The 15,249-nt window shown below is 63.1% G+C and carries 15 protein-coding genes; 8 read left to right on the forward strand and 7 right to left on the reverse strand.

What is annotated here, in order from left to right; genetic code table 11:
• Positions 1 to 201: 201 nt before the first annotated feature.
• Entirely contained in the window at positions 202 to 966 is a 765-nt protein-coding gene (locus AKL28_RS00005) for a tetratricopeptide repeat protein (RefSeq protein WP_050466011.1), read from the reverse strand.
• Positions 963 to 1,646, reverse strand: coding sequence for a Fe2+-dependent dioxygenase (locus AKL28_RS00010; protein WP_050466276.1), 684 nt, complete (start codon positions 1,644 to 1,646; stop codon positions 963 to 965). The genes AKL28_RS00005 and AKL28_RS00010 overlap by 4 nt, the downstream gene beginning before the upstream one ends.
• A gap of 321 nt (positions 1,647 to 1,967) precedes the next feature.
• On the opposite strand from AKL28_RS00010, the gene AKL28_RS00015 reads away from it, so the two are divergent.
• Positions 1,968 to 4,181, forward strand: a complete 2,214-nt coding sequence (locus AKL28_RS00015) for a TonB-dependent receptor (RefSeq protein ID WP_050466012.1) — start codon at positions 1,968 to 1,970, stop codon at positions 4,179 to 4,181.
• A gap of 72 nt (positions 4,182 to 4,253) precedes the next feature.
• On the opposite strand, the gene AKL28_RS00020 is transcribed toward AKL28_RS00015, so the two are convergent.
• From AKL28_RS00020 to puuE, 4 genes are all read right to left on the reverse strand, one after another.
• Entirely contained in the window at positions 4,254 to 4,436 is a 183-nt protein-coding gene (locus AKL28_RS00020) for a 4-oxalocrotonate tautomerase (RefSeq protein ID WP_050466013.1), read from the reverse strand.
• Between the two features lie 43 nt (positions 4,437 to 4,479).
• Positions 4,480 to 5,238 carry a class II aldolase/adducin family protein gene (locus tag AKL28_RS00025; protein WP_050466277.1) on the reverse strand — a complete coding sequence of 253 codons (759 nt, stop codon included), beginning with the start codon at positions 5,236 to 5,238 and terminating at the stop codon, positions 4,480 to 4,482.
• Positions 5,239 to 5,322: 84 nt separating this feature from the next.
• A complete protein-coding gene (locus AKL28_RS00030; protein WP_050466014.1) occupies positions 5,323 to 6,141 on the reverse strand; it encodes an outer envelope protein in 819 nt (272 codons plus the stop codon).
• 197 nt (positions 6,142 to 6,338) lie between these two features.
• Positions 6,339 to 7,295 (reverse strand): allantoinase PuuE, encoded by a 957-nt coding sequence (gene puuE / locus AKL28_RS00035; protein WP_050466015.1) that lies wholly within the window; start codon positions 7,293 to 7,295, stop codon positions 6,339 to 6,341.
• 225 nt (positions 7,296 to 7,520) lie between these two features.
• Between puuE and uraH the strand changes: the two genes are divergently transcribed.
• Positions 7,521 to 7,874 (forward strand): hydroxyisourate hydrolase, encoded by a 354-nt coding sequence (uraH, locus tag AKL28_RS00040; protein ID WP_050466278.1) that lies wholly within the window; start codon positions 7,521 to 7,523, stop codon positions 7,872 to 7,874.
• 73 nt (positions 7,875 to 7,947) lie between these two features.
• Here uraH and AKL28_RS00045 read toward each other — a convergent pair whose 3' ends face one another.
• Positions 7,948 to 8,508 carry a gamma carbonic anhydrase family protein gene (locus AKL28_RS00045; protein WP_050466016.1) on the reverse strand — a complete coding sequence of 187 codons (561 nt, stop codon included), beginning with the start codon at positions 8,506 to 8,508 and terminating at the stop codon, positions 7,948 to 7,950.
• Positions 8,509 to 9,148: 640 nt separating this feature from the next.
• Between AKL28_RS00045 and AKL28_RS00050 the strand changes: the two genes are divergently transcribed.
• The 6 genes from AKL28_RS00050 (at position 9,149) to AKL28_RS00075 (ending at position 15,230) form a co-directional block, all read left to right on the forward strand.
• Complete coding sequence (locus AKL28_RS00050) at positions 9,149 to 9,871, forward strand: cobalt ABC transporter substrate-binding protein (RefSeq protein ID WP_050466017.1); 723 nt, start codon at positions 9,149 to 9,151, stop codon at positions 9,869 to 9,871.
• A 42-nt stretch (positions 9,872 to 9,913) separates the two neighbouring features.
• The gene (locus tag AKL28_RS00055; RefSeq protein WP_050466018.1) at positions 9,914 to 10,216 is read left to right on the forward strand and encodes a DUF3649 domain-containing protein; all 303 of its coding nucleotides are present in this window, start codon (positions 9,914 to 9,916) and stop codon (positions 10,214 to 10,216) included.
• The gene (locus AKL28_RS00060; RefSeq protein ID WP_050466019.1) at positions 10,213 to 11,853 is read left to right on the forward strand and encodes a PepSY-associated TM helix domain-containing protein; all 1,641 of its coding nucleotides are present in this window, start codon (positions 10,213 to 10,215) and stop codon (positions 11,851 to 11,853) included. The genes AKL28_RS00055 and AKL28_RS00060 overlap by 4 nt, the downstream gene beginning before the upstream one ends.
• Positions 11,850 to 12,200, forward strand: a complete 351-nt coding sequence (locus AKL28_RS00065) for a DUF3325 domain-containing protein (RefSeq protein ID WP_050466020.1) — start codon at positions 11,850 to 11,852, stop codon at positions 12,198 to 12,200. Before AKL28_RS00060 ends, AKL28_RS00065 begins: the two co-directional genes overlap by 4 nt.
• Positions 12,201 to 12,509: 309 nt before the next feature.
• Complete coding sequence (locus tag AKL28_RS00070) at positions 12,510 to 12,830, forward strand: DUF2946 family protein (protein ID WP_050466021.1); 321 nt, start codon at positions 12,510 to 12,512, stop codon at positions 12,828 to 12,830.
• Between the two features lie 87 nt (positions 12,831 to 12,917).
• Complete coding sequence (locus AKL28_RS00075) at positions 12,918 to 15,230, forward strand: TonB-dependent receptor (RefSeq protein WP_082221297.1); 2,313 nt, start codon at positions 12,918 to 12,920, stop codon at positions 15,228 to 15,230.
• The last annotated feature ends 19 nt before the right edge of the window (positions 15,231 to 15,249 follow it).

Genomic DNA, 15,249 nt, shown 5'->3' on the forward strand with positions numbered 1-15,249 from the left:
TGACGAGATCCGCCGCCAGATCCCGGCTTGCCTGGAGGGCGACCGCTGGTTCCACAACGACATCCGGGCCGCACATGACTTCGTGGTCAGCGGTTCGGTGCGCAATGCGGTGGTGGCGTCCATCGGGCAGTTCGTGTGAGGCGCTGTTTATCGTTGCAATGAAAAACGCCCGGATGAGTCCGGGCGTTTTGTTTTCGGATTTCAGCGCGATGCTGCCAGCTGCAACATGCGGTCACCTATCTGGCGAAAACTGGGATGGCCGGAAAGCTGCAATTCGTTGCCGATCTTTTTCATGAAGGCTGCGGTAGCGCTGCCGGCAATCTTTTCCAGCCAGAAGTTGCCATCGTCGATGCGTCCGCGTTCGGCCAGCATGCAGGCGTAGCTGTATTGGCCGCGGAAGTCGCCGCCCTCGGCCGATGCGCGGTAATACTTGAACGCGGTGGCGCGGTCTGCTTCGACCACGACGCCATCTTCGTAATAGCGTCCCACCAGGTTGAGCGACTTGGCATGGCCCAGGGCAGCCGCCTTGCGGTACCACTCCAGCGCCAGTGCGTGGTTTTGCTCCAGTACGCGGCCGCTGGAGAGGAAGTTCGCGTAGTTGTACATGCCCCAGTCGAGACCGGCTTGCGCCGCCTGCAGGTACCAGTGGGCGGCTTGCGCCGGATCCGGCGCTATGCCCCAGCCATGTTCGAGGCAGCGGGCGCGCATGTTCATCGCTATCGGCAGGCCCTGGTCCGCAGCGCGCGCGAAGCAGTCGAAAGCGCGCGCAGCATCTTGCGCAATGCCCCGGCCATCCAGCAGCAGTTGCCCAAGCATGGCTTGCGCTTGCGGGTCTTCCAATGCGGCGGCGGCTTGCAGCCAGTGCGCCAGCTCTTCCACCGGTCCCGCGAACAGGGCCTTCCATTGCTGCGCCGTCACGGCATCCAGTTCCGCACGGCTGCGCGGAGGGGCGGGGCGGCCGGTCATGTGGCGCTCCACTGGCGGATCAGGTTGTGGTACACGCCGATCAGCGTGCGTCGGGCCACTTCGTCAGCTCCGGTGGCATTGAGTTTCTGGATGGCGTTATCGAGGTCGAACAGCAGGGCGCGCTGGGTATCGTCGCGTACCAGGCTTTGCGTCCAGAAAAAGCAGGCAACGCGTATGCCGCGCGTGATCGGGGTGACGCGATGCAGGCTGGTGGCGGGGTAGAGCACCATATCGCCGGCCGCGAACTTGGCGCGATGCAGGCCGTAGGTGTCGTGGATTTCCAGCTCGCCGCCATCGTACTCGTCGGGCTCGCTCAGGAACAAGGTGGCAGACAGGTCGGTGCGCAGCTTGTGGCCGTCGGGCAGTATGCGGATGCTGCCGTCGATATGGTCGCCAAAGGTCATCCCTTCGCCATAGCGGTTGAACATGGGCGGGTAGACGGCATTGGGCAGGGCGGCGCTGATGAACGTGGAATGGCCTTCGACCGCTGCCAGCACGATTTGCTGGCATTGGCGCGCCACTTCAGAACGCTCGTCGATCTGTTGGTTGAACTTGACCGGCGCACCCTGGTAGCCGGCGGTAACGCGGCCATCCACCCAGGCGGGGCCGGCGGATTCGAGCTTGTCCCGGAGGGCCTTGAGTTCGTTTTGGTCGAGTACTTCTGGAATGCGAACCAGCATGTTGTTCTTTCGGCGGATCTGGATCTGGGATCTGTTATGCAGGCGCGGCGGGCTATGGTGCCAGCGCAACAATGTAAAAAGTTTTAAAGGATTTTAATGATAACAAGAACGATTGTCATTTATAATTCGGCCTAACAATAATTAACAGGTTGCCGCTTGATGCTCATCAAGCATTCAGATCCAGGCGGAACCTCACGTTAACGTATTTCTGCCAGCCACTTCGTTCTGCACGAACCGCCAGCCCTATCACCCTCGGGGAAGCGGCGAATGCCATGCCATGGCCTTCGCTGCATCAGTCTTCACCAATAAAAAAGGAAAAATATGGACCGCCGGTTCACTCCCGTCGTCGCGACCCTGTTCGCCGCGATCAGTACTCCTGGCATGGCGCAGACCAGCGCCGCCAAGGATTCCTCCAAAGACGCCAGCCTGCCTGACGTGGTTGTGACCGACAATGCGGCCAGCACTGTGAAGGTCGACCAGACTTCCTCGGTGAAGTCGACCGCGCCGCTGCTCGATACGCCCAAGTCGATCACCGTCATCCCTTCCGAAATCCTCACCCAGACCGGCTCGACTTCGCTGCAGGAAGCGCTGCGCACCACGCCCGGCATTACCTTTTCGGCAGGCGAAGGCGGCACTCCGCTGGGCGACCGTCCTTTGATCCGCGGTTTCGACGCACAAAGCGCGACCTACATCGATGGCGTGCGCGACACCGGCGCGCAGACGCGCGACATGTTCAACATCGAATCGATCGAAGTCACGCGCGGTTCCGACAGTACCGCGGGTGGCCGCGGCGGCCCGGGCGGCAGCATCAACCTGGTGTCCAAGCTGCCAAAGAAGGAAGCGTTCAATGAAGTCAACGTCGGCCTGGGCACCGACAGCTACAAGCGCACCACGCTGGACAGCAACATGCTGCTGGGCGACAACCTGGCCTTCCGCCTCAACGCGCTGTACTACGACAGCGGCGTGCCGGGACGCCCGAGCGCGGTCGATGTCAGCCGCTGGGGTATTGCGCCATCGATCAAGTTCGGCCTGGAAGGCCCGACCTCGGTCACGCTGAGCTACTACCATCTGCAATCGGACGACATGCCCGACTACAGCACGCCGTACCGCAATAGCGGAACCGCGCGCAGCAAGGCCAACCCGGATAGCCCGGTCAATGTGGGCCGCCAGTTTTATGGCCGTACGGCGCTGGATTTCCGCAACACCCAGACCGATATCGGCACCGTGCAGTTCCAGCATGACTTCAGCAAGCAACTGTCGCTGCGCAACACCACGCGCTATGGCAAGAGCAGCCAGGATTACATCGTCACCAACCCGGACGACAGCGCCGGCAACGTCGCCAACGGCTATGTGTTCCGCTCGCCCAAGACCCGCATCTCGGATACCACGACCATTACCAACCAGACCGACCTGACCGGTGAGTTCATGACCGGCCCGTTCAAGCACAAATTTGCGACCGGCCTTGAACTGACCCATGAAGAAACCAATATCGGCAGCTATGTGGTGACGCAGACCAGCGCCAGCGGGGTGCCGATTTCCGGGCGCGTCTGCAATGCCGCGCTGCTGGCCAGCTATGCTTGTACCAGCCTCTATCGTTCCAACTCGGGCGATCCTTTCTACGGCACCGTGACCCGTTCGCCGACGGTCACCAATACCACCGTGATCACCAAGTCGGTATACGGCTTCGACACCATGGAGCTGACCAAGCAATTGTTCCTGAACCTGGGCCTGCGTTGGGACAACTACTCGACCCATTCGGTGCAGAACACCGGCGCCAACAATTTCTCCAACAACGACAGTTTCCGAAATTACACGGCCGGTCTGGTCTACAAGATCACGCCTGAAGCCAGTGTTTATGTCTCCTACGGTACTGCATCGACCCCGTCGGGCGCCAGCGTGGGCGATGGCGGCGACAACCTGTCGGCCGCCAACCAGGCGTTGCCGGCTGAGCGCACCAAGACGGCTGAAGTCGGCGCCAAGTGGGATCTGCTGAACAAGCAACTGTCGCTGACCGGTGCGGTGTTCCGCATCGAGAAGAACAATGCGCGCGTGGCAGTGGATGCGACGACCCAGGCCGTGGCCGGCACCCAGCGCGTGAACGGTTTCGAGCTGGGGATTTCGGGCAACCTGACCCGCAAGTGGACCGTGTTCGGCGGCTATACGCACCTGGATGCCAAGCTGGTCGACAACGGTCCTCTGGCAGCGAACTCGGTCAACAACGGCAACCAGTTCCCCAACACGCCCAAGGACAGCGCCAGCCTGTGGACGACCTACCAGGTCCTGCCCAAGCTGACCATCGGCGGCGGCGCGTTTTACGTCTCGCGCGTATTCGGCAACCCGGCCAACAGCCTGTTTGTGCCGTCCTACGTTCGTTACGATGCCATGGCGACCTACGCCGTGGACAAGAACGTGACCCTGCAACTGAACGTGCAGAACCTGACCGACAAGCTGTACTACGACCAGGCTTTCACCACGCACTATGCGCACATGGGACCTGGCCGCTCGGCTGTCCTGAGCGCCAACATCCGCTTCTGATCCAAAGCTGCCGCAAGAAAGAAAATAGCCCCGCAAGGGGCTATTTTTTTGCCTGCCGCTTTTTCCGTGGCATCAATCCGACCAGAGCTTCCCGGCGGTTGCCCAGTTCTCTTTCTTCACATCCTGGATGATGATATCCACCGATTCCGGCGGGCATTGCAGTGTCTTGCAGGTGGCTTCGGTGATGGCTTTCACCAGTTCGCGTTTTTGTTCCACGCTGCGTCCTTCGAACAGCTGGATGTTGAATGTGGGCATGCGGTTCTCCTTGAGATGGATGGGATCGGCCGATCCCCGGTTTTCAGTTTTTGTAACTGGCATCCAGCCGCTCCAGCTTGCGCAGCAGGGCAGGCCATTCGAGTACGCCTTCCGGGCTGCCGTCGCCCAGCAACTGGTCGCGCGTCTTGCGGCATACCGCCGCCGGCGGCTGGTGCGGGTAGAGCGTGCCGGCCAGTGCCTTGACCTGGATGGCGCAGGCCTTGTCCAGCGTATCGAGCAGCACGAAGGCTTCGGCCACGGTGCGTCCGCATACCAGGCTGCCGTGGTTGCGCAGGAGCATGGCGGGGTAATTGCCAAGTGCCGCCACCAGCCGCTGTTGCTCGGCCGGCGTGAGCGCCAGCCCTTCGTAGTCGTGGTAGCCCAGCAGTTCGTAAAAGCGCAGCGCATGTTGCGACAGGGGCAGCAGGCCTTGCGGCTGGATACCGACCGCGATGGCGTTGAGGTTGTGCAGGTGCAGGACGCAATGCGCATCGGGCCGGGCGGCATGCACTGCGGCATGGATGGCGAAGCCGCCGGCATTGACGCGGCGCCCGCTGCCGTCGACGACTTCGCCGGCGAGCGAAATCTTGACCAGGCTGGACGCGCAAATCTCGTCGAAGGCCAGGCCGAATTCATTGATCAGGAAATGCTGCGGCTCGCCCGGCACCGTGGCCGAGATGTGGGTGTAGACCACATCGTCCCAGCCATTGATGGCGCACAGGCGATAGCAGGCGGCGAGGTCGCGGCGGACCTGCCATTCGGCCGGGCTGATGCCGGCCGGTGGGGCGTCATTGGCTTGCATGATCAAAAGCTGGCGGAAACCGGCGGGGGAAAGCTGCAGATTACGCGATTCCCCCGGCCGTTTCCAGCCAGGTTGTGGCCTAGTTCAGAAATGGTATTCGGCGCGAATCATCGGCGTCTTGGCCAGCGAGCCCGGCACATAGGACGGGTTGCCGAACTTGTTGCGCCAGTACTGGTATTCCAGGCCTACGCGCAGCGTGTTCTTGCCCATGCCCATGGTGCTGCCGAGGTCGTACATGACCTGGCCGTCGAAGTTCAGCTCGGGCGAAGTCGGGCCACCGAATTCGTTCTTGCCCTTGGAGGCGATGTAGTTCATGTAGCCTTCGAAGGCGAAACCCGACGAGCCGAAGGGAATGCCCCAGGCCAGGCTCAGCATCGGGTGCGTGTCATAGCTGTAGCGGCTGGTGATGCCCTTGGGCTGGTTGCTCTCGAACAGCGCCAGAACGCTGATGTTGAGGAAGCCCGGCACATCCATCATCAATGTGGGGCCGACGACCCACATGCGCTTCTTGGAGGCGTAGCTGTTGTCGTTCTTGGTGTTCCAGTCGAAGCCCAGCGTCAGGCCGACGCCGCGTGCCGGGCCGAAGGACAGGTCCTTGCCCGCGATCTTGCCGATGTCCAGCGTATGGCGGTAGGTGATGTAGGCTTCCTGCGCGTTGTCATCCTTGCTGTTGGACATCAGCAGGTCGACGTTGAGGAAGTTGGTGCCGTATTTGTAGCCGCTGCTGTGGGTGAAGTTGATGATGCTCTTGGTGATGTCCTGCGAGTTGTAAGGCTCGGCGAAACGGGTGCCGTAGCGGTAGCCGATCGAATTGTCGGACCAGTCGGCTGCGGCTGCCGCGCCGGATGCGGCCAGCAGGCCGGCTGCAATGGCGCCGTGAATACGCCGGGATGTTTGTTGCATGGTGTCTCCTCCATTGTTGGTTGTGGCTGCGCGTTGTTGTTTGAATGCGCAGTTCCGTGGTTCCGCCACGGCGGTCAGGCAAAAATCGGACGTGCGGGATGCGCGCATCCCGTGCCTGCCCAATAGGAGGGGCAGGCGGGTCAGGCAGGATGCGGTGGAGGGCCGGCGTGGGGGTAGGCCGGCGTCAATGCCCGGCCTCAGCTTCGGTTGGAAGCGGAGGGGGCGTATGGGTGAGTCTTGCGCCAGTGCTGGGCGATATCGATGCGGCGCGTGACCCAGACGTTGTCGTGGCCGCCAATGTAGTCGAGGAAGCGCGCCAGCGATGCGGCGCGCGCCGGGCGTCCGGCCAGCCGGCAATGCAGGCCGACCGACAGCATCTTGGGGCGATCCAGTCCGTTCGGGTCGCCTTCGCGGTACAGCGTGTCGAAGGCGTCCTTCAGGTAATCGAAGAACTGCGTGCCGGAGTTGAAGCCCTGCGGCGCGGCGAAGCGCATGTCGTTGGTGTCCAGCGTGTAGGGCACGATCAGTTGAGGCAAGTCCGATCCATTGGAAAGGGCGACGTTTTCCCAGTAGGGCAGGTCGTCGGCATAGCTGTCGGCGTCGTAGGCGAAGCCGCCGTGCTCGGCCACCAGTCGACGCGTGTTGGGCGAGTCGCGTCCGGTGTACCAGCCCAGCGGCGGCGCGCCGGTCAGCTCGCGGATGATCTGCACCGCTTCGGCGAGATGGCGGCGCTCGGTGGCTTCGTCGACATTCTGGTAGCTGATCCAGCGCAGGCCGTGGCAGGCGATCTCATGGCCCAGTTCGAGGAAGGCGGCGGTGGCCTCGCGGTTGCGCTGCAGGGCGCGCGCCACGCCGAACACGGTCAGCGGCAGGCGGCGTTCTTCGAACATGCGCAGCAGGCGCCATAGTCCCGCGCGCGAGCCGTATTCATAGATCGATTCCATGCTCATGTGGCGCGCCGGGAAGCTTTGCGCGCCGATGATTTCGGAGAGGAAAGTCTCGGAACCGGCATCGCCGTCGAGCACGCAGTTTTCCGCGCCTTCTTCATAGTTCAGCACGAACTGCACGGCGATGCGCGCGCCGCCCGGCCAGCGCGCATGCGGCACATGGCGGCCATAGCCGGTCAGGTCGCGGGGATAGTTGGGGTCTTTCATGTCTCCTGCCTCGTCTTGGTTTTCTGCTGTGTTTGCGGCGATTGCGCGTGCACTTGTTTGGGGCGGATTGCACGGGTAAGGCATTATGTCCGCAGAATGGATGGGTGGTATAAGGTGGCTCGTATATGGACTTGAAAGGCTGCGGTATATCATTTGCCGTCATCGCATGCCATCGGCATCGGACCGCACAACCGCCACGAAACGAACAAGGGAAAGGAATACACCATGGGCAAACTGAGCACGCACGTGCTGGACATCACCAAAGGCAAGCCGGGCGTCGGCGTGAGGCTGGCGCTGTATGCGGTCGAAGGCGGCCAGAAGAGGCTGCTCAAGAATGCCGTCACCAACAGCGACGGCCGTTGCGACGAACCGCTGCTGGCCGGCGAAGAGGTGCGCACCGGCAAGTACGAACTGGTGTTCGCCGCCGGCGACTATTTCGCCGCGCAAGGTGTGGATGTGCCGTCGCCGCGTTTTGTCGACGAAGTGGTGATCGCCTTCGGCATCGCCGATCCGGCGCAGAACTACCACGTGCCGCTGGTGGTGTCGCCCTGGGCGTATTCGACGTATCGCGGCAGCTGACCTTTACCGCCCTGACGAAAACGGCCGCTTCCGGAATCCGGAAGCGGCCGTTTCGCTTGGTGGGGCAAGGGAGTCAGAACTCGTTCTGCAGTTTCTTGTATCCCTGCACCAGCTCGTTGTTGGTGCGGGCGACGTCTTCGGAGAATTCGGACGCAGCCACCGATACGCGGGCGATGGTCGAGAGGTCGGTCTTGGGGCCGATGCGCTCGGTCGACGGGACGTAGAAACCCGGCGGCAGGTCGCAGCCGTCGACCACGGCGTTGTGGCGCACCACGCAGCCTTTGCCGATGCTGCAGTTGAACAGCACGCTGTTGAAACCGATGAAGGCTTCGTCGCCTACAGTGCAGGGGCCGTGCACGATGGCGCGGTGGGCGATGGAGGTGCGTTCGCCGATGGTGACGGCGGCGCCGGACTTGGAGTGGATCACCACGCCGTCCTGGATGTTGGAGTGGGCGCCGATGATGATGGGTTCCATCTCGCCGTTGGCGTCGACTTCGTCGGCGCGGATCACGGCATAGGGGCCGATGAAGACGTTCTCATGGACGATGACCTTGCCGCACAGGATGGCGGTCTGGTCGACATAGGCGGATTCGTGGACTTGGGGCCGGTGGCCTGATGGGTTGCGGCGAAGCATGAGGAAGCGCTCTCCTTGGTCTGGAATGGGCAGGCTGCGGTTTGCACCGGCCGACTCGCGTTCAGCCGGGCAAACCGGGTAGCGATCATACCTTGTTTGGCACATGGCCGCGCAAGCACGGGATGTTGGTTATATCGTGTGCGGAGCGTTCGGGGCGTGATCGCCGTTTTCCTTGTCCGAAGCACGGGCAGGTAATATAATGATAATCATTCTCAAAATAAGAGAGTGAATAGTAGAGCCAATAAGAGCGTCAAAAACAGAGCGTTTCGCCCGGCCACCGGCTGATGCCGGCAGCGGTGCAGGACGCCAGCCATCGGGAAACGGTCGGCAGTTCGACAAACGTGCAGGCGAGGGCCAGGCATATCCGCCGGATACAACACGAGGCGTTCGCCTCGTCCATCTGCTCTCGCTTCATCAGCCAGTCATGGCGGCCATCACTATCGGCCGTCTAGCCCGCAGAGAACATCCCTTCCAGCAGCCCGGGGCCTGTTACAGGCCCCGGTGTCCGATTCGCGCCAAACGAAACGGCATCCGTACGGGCGTCCATGCCCATTGCATACGTGTGCCGTTTCCCCTGGCTGAATGTCATCCAGAGTGTCATCAGAAAACAAGCATCGCAAACATCGAAAGGAATAAGTTCATGAAGCGTTTGGCAATCGTATCGAGCCTGCTTTCCACCCTCGTGCTGGCAGTGCCGGCCTCGGCGCACCAGATCTGGCTGCAACAGGATGCCAAGGGGGCGCAGCTCTACTTCGGCGAGTTCGGCGAAAACCTGCGTGAAGCCTCGCCCGGCCTGCTCGACAAGTTCGTGAGCCCGAGCGCCGTACTGATCGGTTCCAACGGTGACCGCACACTGGAGTTGAGCAAGAAGTCCAACGCCTTCGATTTGTCGGCCAGGGCCGGCAGTGGCGAGTCCATCGTGGCTGAAGAAGCGCACTATCCGGTGTTCGAGAACAAGCATGGCGGCGGCACGCCTACCCGCACCGCGTGGACCCCGGCGGCGCGCCTGGTGACTTCCAACGCGGCCCAGGAGCCGCGCCTGACGCTGGACCTGCTGCCCACCGGCAAGCCGGGTGAATTCAAGGTGACGTACAAGAACGCGCCGCTGCCCAAGGCCAAGGTCGGCCTCGTGGTGCAATCGGGCTGGATGAAGGAAGCCTATTCGGACGAACAAGGGCTGGTGCATTTCGACATGCCGTGGCAAGGCGCGTACGTGGCTGAAGTGCACCACACCGACAAGGTGAGCGGCGAGCGCGACGGCAAGGCCTTCGATACCGCCAGCTTCGTGACCACGCTGTCGCTGGTGCAGCCCAAGGGCATCAAGGCACTGCCGGCAGGCCCTGCTGCCAAGCCCAACAAGTAATGGCGGCAAACAAGCGCGGCGAGTAAGAAGCAAGCGAAAATCATGAAATCAACGACGCAATCCGGCCCGACGGCGATGTATCGCCTGGCCGTTCTTTCGCGCGTAACCGCCGCCATTTGCGGCGGTTACGCGTTGGCCGGCCTGTGCACCGCACTGTTGGCCATATGGTTGCCGATGGCGCGGGCCGATGCGGTGATGACGGCCACCATGCTGTCATTCGCCATCTATGCCTGTGCCGTGATCTGGGTGTTCGCCGCGCGCGACGCCTGGCGCGCCTGGATCGGCCTGGGCTTGCCCACGCTGGCGCTGGCGGCGGCGTATTGGCTGGGCCGGAGCGTGTCATGAGGGAAGGTTTTCGCCAATCGATGGCATGGCTGCACACTTGGAGCGGCCTGTTGGTGTGCTGGGTATTGCTGCTGGTGTTCGCCGGCGGCACCGCCAGCTATTTCAAGGATGAGATTACGTTCTGGATGACGCCGGAACTGCATGCCGGCGCACGTGAACAAGTGGCGCCGGAGGTGGCCTTGCAGCATGCGGTAGCGCATTTGCAGGAACAGGAGCCGCAGGCCGAGCGCTGGTTCATCAGCCTGCCGTCCGAACGCAGTGGCGCCATGCGGGTGGGCTGGATCAGCCCGCCGCCCAAGGACGGCGCCAAGGGGGCGCCGCGCAGCCGCTTCAAGAGCGAGACCCTCGATCCCGCCAGCGGCCGGAAGATGGCCGCCGTGCGCGAAACCCGTGGCGGCGAGTTCCTCTACCGCCTGCATTTCGACCTGCACTACATGCCCGTCATCTGGGCGCGCTGGATTGTCAGCATCTGTGCGATGTTCATGCTGGTGGCGATCGTCAGCGGCATCATCACGCACAAGCGCATCTTCAAGGATTTCTTCACCTTCCGTCCGGGCAAGGGGCAGCGTTCCTGGCTGGATGCGCACAATGCCACTGCCGTGCTGGCCTTGCCGTTCCATCTGATGATCACCTATACCGGGCTGGTCACGCTGATGTTCATGATCATGCCGTGGGGCGTTCAGACTGCCTATAAGGACAAGGGTGGCGAATCCGCTTTCTTCGAAGAAGTCTTCCCGGTCGGCGCCGGGCGCATCCAGCCGGCCGGTGTGCCTGCACCGCTGGCGCCGCTGAAGCCGATCGTCGAGCAGGCCCGGCAGCATTGGAACGGTGCGCCACTGGCTACCATCGTGATCAACAATCCGGGCGACGCCAATGCCACCATCGTCGTCACCCGCCAGAAAACGCGCACCTTGTCTTACCTGCAGCCGGGCATGATATTCAACGGCACCACCGGTGCGCTGACTTCGGCGATGGGCGACGACCCCAGCGCCACGGCAGTCACCCGCGGCGCGCTGTACGGCTTGCATATGGGGCATTTCGCCGACCCGTGGTTGCGTGTGCTGTTCTTCCTGTGCGGCTTGTCCGGGTGCGTGATGGTCGCCAGCGGCGCGTTGCTGTGGGCCGTCAAGACGCGCCAGAAGCAGGCCAAGGCCCTGGCGCAGGGCGCGCGCCGCACGTTCGGGCTGCGCCTGGTCGATGCGCTCAACATTGGCGCCATCGCCGGTTTGCCGATCGCCTTCGCCGCCTATTTCTGGGCCAACCGCCTGCTGCCGGTCGGTTTGCCGCAGCGGCCGCAGATGGAAATCACCTGGTTCTTCGCGGCCTGGGCTATTGCCGCGGTGCTGGCGCAGATCCGTCCCACGATGGGCATGTGGCGCTTCCAGTTGTCGGTGGGGGCGGCGATGTTCATCGGCATTCCCATTCTCAACGTCTTCACCACGCACTCCCATCTGGGCGTGACGCTGTTGCAGGGGCGCGGCCCCTGGCAGGTCGCCGGCTTCGACATCACCGTGCTGCTGCTGGGTATCGCGCTGGCGATGGTGGTGCGCGCGCTCAACAAGCGTGAAAAGAAACAGGCCAAGGCCGCTGCCGCGGGAATCAAGACCGAGCAGGGCAAGCTCAGGGAGGCAGCATGAATCCCTTCGGTTTTGCGCTGGCGATGGTGCTGGGTTATTGCGCCTGGAGTGCGTTGTCCATGGCAATGGGCCGGCATTACGCGGATATCCACGGCCGCGGCGCAGAACCCGGCGCTGCGCAGCGCAGGCGCCTGCGCTGGCTGGGTGCGCTGGGCATCGTCCTGACTTTCGCCGTGGCGGTGGCGATGCAAGGCTGGACCATCGGGCCGGTCGGCTGCATCGGTTTCCTGACCATGGCGGGCGTGCTGCAGGTGCTGTCGCTGACGTATGTGCCGGTCCGCGTTCCGGTTTTTTCGCGCTGGCTGGCGTATGCGGCGCCGGTACTGGCGGTGCTGTGGCTGTTCTGATCCTGTGCGTATCGGCGCTTGATATGGATTAAGGCGGCATGCCAGGATTTGGTTTGAAATCCATTCTTCTCTCTGTTGTTTTTAAGGGCTGCGGCAATATGTCGCAGCCCTTTTTTTATCCCGGCAGGCGTGGCTAAGTGCTTGTGCCGAAAGGGCTTTTCTTCACAGCTGTGAAGATGCCCGCAGGCGACGTGGGGAAGGCCCCCTCGCACGCCGCGGCGGCCATGCTAGATTCGCGCGATGGGGAACGGACACAATCATCGGCGCACACGCATCCTGCTCTCGGCGCCTGCCGTATGGAGCGCTGTCGTGCTGATGCTTGCCGTTGCGCTGCTGCCGACCGTATCGCGCCTGGCCACGGCGATGACCAATGGCCAGCTGATCTTCTTGCAGGAAATCTGCACCGCTTCTTCGGCTGCCGATGGCAATGACGCGCCTGCCCCGATGAAGGCAATGACGGCATGTCCTTATTGCCTGCTGCAGGCCGAGTTGCCTTATCCGCTCCAGCCATCGGCGCTTGCCGCCGTGGTCCTGCAACCGTTGTACTTCCTGCCGCGCCTGTTCCATCTGGCGCCATCCCCGTTGTTCTCCTGGATCAACGCCTTGTCGCGCGCGCCGCCGGCTGCCTGATCCTTCCTCTTTTTCCTGATTCTTTCAGCCGACCATCAAGGCGGGGTTGCATGCGCAATCCCGCCCACCGTATTTTCGCCGTTCGCCATGAGCCAACTACCAGTCGTCCATTCGTCATCCCTCCGATTCAAACCGCGCCCGCTGATGCTGGCCTTGCTCTCCGCCTGGAGCGGCGCCGCGCTGGCGCAAGTCGCACAGGCTGACGCTGTACCCCAGGGCGCCGATGCCTTGCCAGTCATCGAAGTGCGCGAGGCCGCCTCGGTTCCCGAGCGCAAGCAGCTGCCGCAGACCAGCGCCAGCGTCACGGCTGCGACTGCTGCCGATGGCATCAATGTCACCGACACTTCCGATGCATTGAAATATTTGCCCAGCCTGTCGGTGCGCAAGCGCTACATCGGCGACACCCAGGCGCCGCTGGCCACGCGCACCACCGGCGTGAACGCCAGCGCGCGCAGCCTGGTGTACGCCGACGGCATCCTGCTCTCGGCGCTGGTGAACAACAACAACGGCAACGGTTCGCCGCGCTGGTTCATGGTGGCGCCGGAAGAGATCGAACGCATCGATGTCATGTACGGCCCGTTTGCCGCCGAATATCCCGGCAATTCCTACGGTGCGGTGACCGAGATCACCACGCGCATGCCGGACCATGTTGAGGCCAGCGTCAAGGCACTGTATTCCCAGCAGGACTTCAACCAGTACGGCAACGGCGGCACCTACCGGGCGCAGGAGTACAACGTCTCGCTGGGCAACCGCAGCGGCGCGCTGGCATGGCGCTTCTCTGCCAACCACCTGGACAGTTTTTCGCCGCCGGTGACCTATGTCACCTCCGGCACAATCCCGGCCGTCGCCACCGGCGCGGTGGCGACGCAGGACCGCACCGGCAAGCCCATCTACGTGCTGGGCGCCGGCAACCTCACGCATACCGTGCAGGATGCCGCGCGGCTGAAGCTCTCCTATGACTTCACGCCTACGCTCACGGCCACTTACACATTGGGCCTGTGGCAAAACCAGGCCAATGCCAACCCGCAAACTTTCCTCAAGAATGCGGCCGGCGCGCCGGCTTATGGCAGCGGCTTTTCCAGCAACAGCGTGGACCAGCAGCAATGGATGCAGGGCCTGGAGCTGCGCAGCAAGACCGGCGGCGCGTGGGACTGGCAAGTCGCGGCCAGCACCATGTCGGCATCGCGCGACCTGACGCGCACTTCCACTACCGCCTTCCCGGCCGGGCAGAGCGGCGGTGCGGGCACCATCGCCGATGCCAGCGGCACCGGCTGGAGCACGCTCGACGCCAAGGGGATCTGGCGGCCGGAAGACGGCAGCGGCAAGCGCGGCACGCATACGGTCAGCTTCGGCGCGCATTACGACCGCTACACGCTGGCCACACCGACCTGGAACACCACGAACTGGATCTCCGGCAGCAACGGTACGCTGGCATCCGACTCGCGCGGCAAGACCGAGACCTCGGCGCTGTGGGCGCAAGATGTATGGCGCCTGGCGCCGGCGCTCAAGGCCACGCTGGGTGCGCGCTACGAGTGGTGGCGCGCATTCGGTGGCTATAACTTTTCCACCACCGGCGGCACCGGCTTTCCGGTGAACCAGCCGCAGGTCACGCAGAATGGCGTGTCGCCCAAGGTGTCGCTGGCCTGGGCCGTCAACGACGATTGGCTGGCCACGCTGTCGACCGGCCGCGCCTTGCGTTTCCCGACCGTGGGCGAGCTGTACCAGAACGTGCTGGCCGGCGGCGTCTATCTGCAGGCGAATCCCTACCTGAAGCCGGAAAAAGTGTGGTCGACCGAACTGGCCATCGAGCGTGCGCTGGCCGAAGGGCGCGGCAAGTGGCGCGTTTCGCTGTTCGAGGAGCAGGTGTCGGATGCGCTGATCTCGCAGTCGTCGACGCTGGGCAATAACGTGGTGTCATTCACGCAGAACGTCGACAAGACCCGCCAGCGCGGCATCGAGGCTGCCTTCGAGCGCAACGACCTGGTGCTGCGCGGGTTTTCATTGAACGGCAGCGTGACGTATGTGGATGCCCGCATCCTGGCCAACAGCGGTTATGTGCCGACCGCCGCCGGCGCCACTTCGGTGGGCAAGCGCACGCCCTATGTGCCGGAATGGCGCGCGACGCTGGTGGCGACCTATAAGCCGGACGACCGCTGGAGCTACACCCTGGCCGGCCGTTACAGCGGCCGGGTGTATGCCACGGTGGACAACACCGATGTCAACAGCCACACCTACCAGGGCTTCGACGGCTATACCGTGTTCGATGCGCGTGTGCGGTATCGCTTCGACCGGCATTGGAGCGGAGCAGTCGGCGTGGATAACCTGACCAACCGGGATTATTTCCTGTTCCATCCGTTCCCGCAGCGGACGGTGTTTGCGGAGTTGAAGTACGACTTCTGACCGGCGACGCCGGGTCCTG

The sequence above is a fragment of the Herbaspirillum chlorophenolicum genome, assembly GCF_001189955.1.
Lineage (GTDB): Bacteria > Pseudomonadota > Gammaproteobacteria > Burkholderiales > Burkholderiaceae_D > Herbaspirillum > Herbaspirillum chlorophenolicum.

Coding starts and splice junctions, on each gene's coding strand:
- AKL28_RS00075 (WP_082221297.1), top strand. CDS start 12,918: ATGAGCCAACTACCAGTCGTCCATTCGTCATCCCTCCGATTCAAACCG.
- AKL28_RS00045 (WP_050466016.1), bottom strand. CDS start 8,508: ATGCTTCGCCGCAACCCATCAGGCCACCGGCCCCAAGTCCACGAATCC.
- AKL28_RS00025 (WP_050466277.1), bottom strand. CDS start 5,238: ATGCAAGCCAATGACGCCCCACCGGCCGGCATCAGCCCGGCCGAATGG.
- AKL28_RS00060 (WP_050466019.1), top strand. CDS start 10,213: ATGAGGGAAGGTTTTCGCCAATCGATGGCATGGCTGCACACTTGGAGC.
- AKL28_RS00015 (WP_050466012.1), top strand. CDS start 1,968: ATGGACCGCCGGTTCACTCCCGTCGTCGCGACCCTGTTCGCCGCGATC.
- AKL28_RS00055 (WP_050466018.1), top strand. CDS start 9,914: ATGAAATCAACGACGCAATCCGGCCCGACGGCGATGTATCGCCTGGCC.
- AKL28_RS00065 (WP_050466020.1), top strand. CDS start 11,850: ATGAATCCCTTCGGTTTTGCGCTGGCGATGGTGCTGGGTTATTGCGCC.
- uraH (WP_050466278.1), top strand. CDS start 7,521: ATGGGCAAACTGAGCACGCACGTGCTGGACATCACCAAAGGCAAGCCG.
- AKL28_RS00030 (WP_050466014.1), bottom strand. CDS start 6,141: ATGCAACAAACATCCCGGCGTATTCACGGCGCCATTGCAGCCGGCCTG.
- puuE (WP_050466015.1), bottom strand. CDS start 7,295: ATGAAAGACCCCAACTATCCCCGCGACCTGACCGGCTATGGCCGCCAT.
- AKL28_RS00005 (WP_050466011.1), bottom strand. CDS start 966: ATGACCGGCCGCCCCGCCCCTCCGCGCAGCCGTGCGGAACTGGATGCC.
- AKL28_RS00010 (WP_050466276.1), bottom strand. CDS start 1,646: ATGCTGGTTCGCATTCCAGAAGTACTCGACCAAAACGAACTCAAGGCC.
- AKL28_RS00020 (WP_050466013.1), bottom strand. CDS start 4,436: ATGCCCACATTCAACATCCAGCTGTTCGAAGGACGCAGCGTGGAACAA.
- AKL28_RS00050 (WP_050466017.1), top strand. CDS start 9,149: ATGAAGCGTTTGGCAATCGTATCGAGCCTGCTTTCCACCCTCGTGCTG.